The organism is Cupriavidus sp. 8B, from assembly GCF_054589115.1.
In genome coordinates, this window is the sequence record NZ_BAAILO010000062.1 from 1 (window position 1) to 2,147 (window position 2,147).

Sequence of the window (2,147 nt, forward strand, 5' to 3'; positions counted from 1 at the left end):
CGGGCTGACCTCGCCGGGTCCCGGCTCACGCGCCTGCGGCCGCGACCGCTAATCAAAAAACCCTCTGCTCTATGTCGTTGGGTACATAGTCGGCATACCTGCGCCGTCGTGAGGCTCAATCAGTTGCTCACCCAGGGCGACGCGATGGATGAAGCGCTGCAGAAACTGCGCACCTTCTTCGGCTGGTCTCAGACATCGGACATGCCCGCCTACTATGCGCGCGCCGTGTTCGAAGATCGCCTGGCGGCCGTGTGGAACAATGTCTTCGACGACCGGGTGGCGGTACTGCGCGCCTTGCCGCCAGGAGCCCGCAATGCCAGCGCCGCCCGTTGACCTCAACCAATGGGCGGCGAGCGATGCAGAGGCATTGCTGAACGAGATCGTGCGGCAACTGCCCGCCCTGCCGCCCTTGCTGCGCTACTATGACGACTTCGATGACGCCACACGTGTCATCCGGGCCCCGGCTGACGCAGCAGTCTTCGCCGTCCATATCAATGGGGGCACCCAGTATCTCGACTTCTCCGTGTACGGCAGCAGCTACGCGACGCTGCTGAAGCACGTGTTTCTGTATTTGCTCGGCGAGAACCTGCACGTATCAACAGTGACGGGATATCTGCAAGCGGCCAAGCATCTGAGCTACGCCGAAGTCATCGCCCTGCTGATGGCTGGCCCCGAGAATTGCGTGGCCAGTTGGGCGGCATTGCGGGCATTGCAGAAGACCCCGCCTGCTTATGGATTCGCCAAGGTACTGCTCCGGCTGCTTTGCCACTATCGGCTGTGCGGCTGGTCGCCCCAGTATCGCGAGTTCCTCACTGTCGCCCTGCCCTGGCCAGCCCGCGACAAGTCTGCCGGCGTGCGCACAGGCGACGTCTTCCTGTCCATTGAGGAGGAGGCAGCGATCGTTGGCTACTTGGACGAGACGGCCCACACGTTGCGCAATGGCGCACATCTGGATGACGCCGCGCTGTGCGATGCGGTGATGCTGTTGTGCGCCTATCAGTTCGGCATGCGGCCGATCCAGATTGCCCTGCTGGCCATGCGCGACGTGCGCGTCTGGCAGGACGGCAGTGACGATCTACCGGCCGTGCATCTGACCTTCCGCATGGTGAAGCAACGGCGCGGTGCCACCATCCAGCCTCTCCCGCGTCGGGTCAAACGGGAATGGGCGATCCTCCCGGCACAGCTGGAGCAACGGCAACGCACAGACGGTCACGACGGCAGCACGCGCTTCTGTACCGTGGCATCGGCCTCGGAAGTGTCTCAACGCATTGCCGCGTTGACCGAGCGACTGCTGGGCGTGCGCGCCACCGCCACAGACCTGCGGCATACCGCGGCCCAGCGACTGGTCGATGCCGGCGCCAACCAGGAAGAACTCGCTGCCTTCCTCGGCCATGCAGACCTGGCCACGGGCCTGGTGTACTTCGACAGTTCGCCCAATCAAGCCGAGCGGGTCAATCGCGCCCTGGGGCTGTCGCCGGTCTATCAACAGGTGGTCCGCATCGCCCATGCCCGCTTCATCAGTGCGGAAGAACTGGGTACGCTCAAGGGCGAGCAGCAGATTGCCGGCGTGCCGCACGGTGTGCCGATCGCCGGCATCGGTGGTTGCACCAGTGGCCAACCGGCCTGCCCCTTCAGTCCGGTGACGTCGTGCTATGGCTGCCACCGGTTCATGCCGGTCCGCGATGTGACACTGCATCACGAGGTGCTGGCGGCCCTGCGTGAGGTGGTGCGCTTCTTCCATGAAACCTCGCGCGATGAGGCGGCGTCCCCGGCGTACCTGCAGTTGCAGCGGGCGATTGCCGGCGTGCAAGCGGTGCTGGCCGAGTTGGAGCCGGAGACAAAATGAGTACCGGCTACCGCGCCTACGTAGCCTTGGGGCAGACCTTGGCGGCGCAGCGCGGCTTGGTCTGGACCCTGCCTCTGGAGCCGGATGGGCGCGTGTGCAAAGGGCATGGTTGGAATCTCTCCGCACTCGCGGGCGAGGTGCCGGCACCAGCCTACTACCTGAACCATCTCGGCCGTGAGCCCAAAGTGTTGAAGGCCTTGGCGGCGCAGTCGACTGCGCTAGTTCCGGGGCCACTGTCGGCGGCCTGGCAGGACTTGATCAAGGCCGCGACCCTTGAACAGTTGCTGGTCAAGCGCAACAC

At 64.6% G+C, this 2,147-nt stretch carries 1 protein-coding gene and 2 pseudogenes; all 3 read left to right on the plus strand.

The genetic code is table 11. The annotated features are described in order from the left end of the window. Nucleotides 1–333: pseudogene (locus ACYP5B_RS06170) on the plus strand (hypothetical protein); the annotation flags it as partial. Further along, a complete protein-coding gene (locus ACYP5B_RS06175; protein ID WP_459568974.1) occupies nucleotides 314–1,846 on the plus strand; it encodes a tyrosine-type recombinase/integrase in 1,533 nt (510 codons plus the stop codon). The pseudogene ACYP5B_RS06170 and the gene ACYP5B_RS06175, both read left to right, overlap by 20 nt. Continuing rightward, nucleotides 1,843–2,147, plus strand: a pseudogene (locus tag ACYP5B_RS06180) (hypothetical protein); the annotation flags it as partial. The gene ACYP5B_RS06175 and the pseudogene ACYP5B_RS06180, both read left to right, overlap by 4 nt.

Coding starts and splice junctions, on each gene's coding strand:
- ACYP5B_RS06175 (WP_459568974.1), top strand. CDS start 314: ATGCCAGCGCCGCCCGTTGACCTCAACCAATGGGCGGCGAGCGATGCA.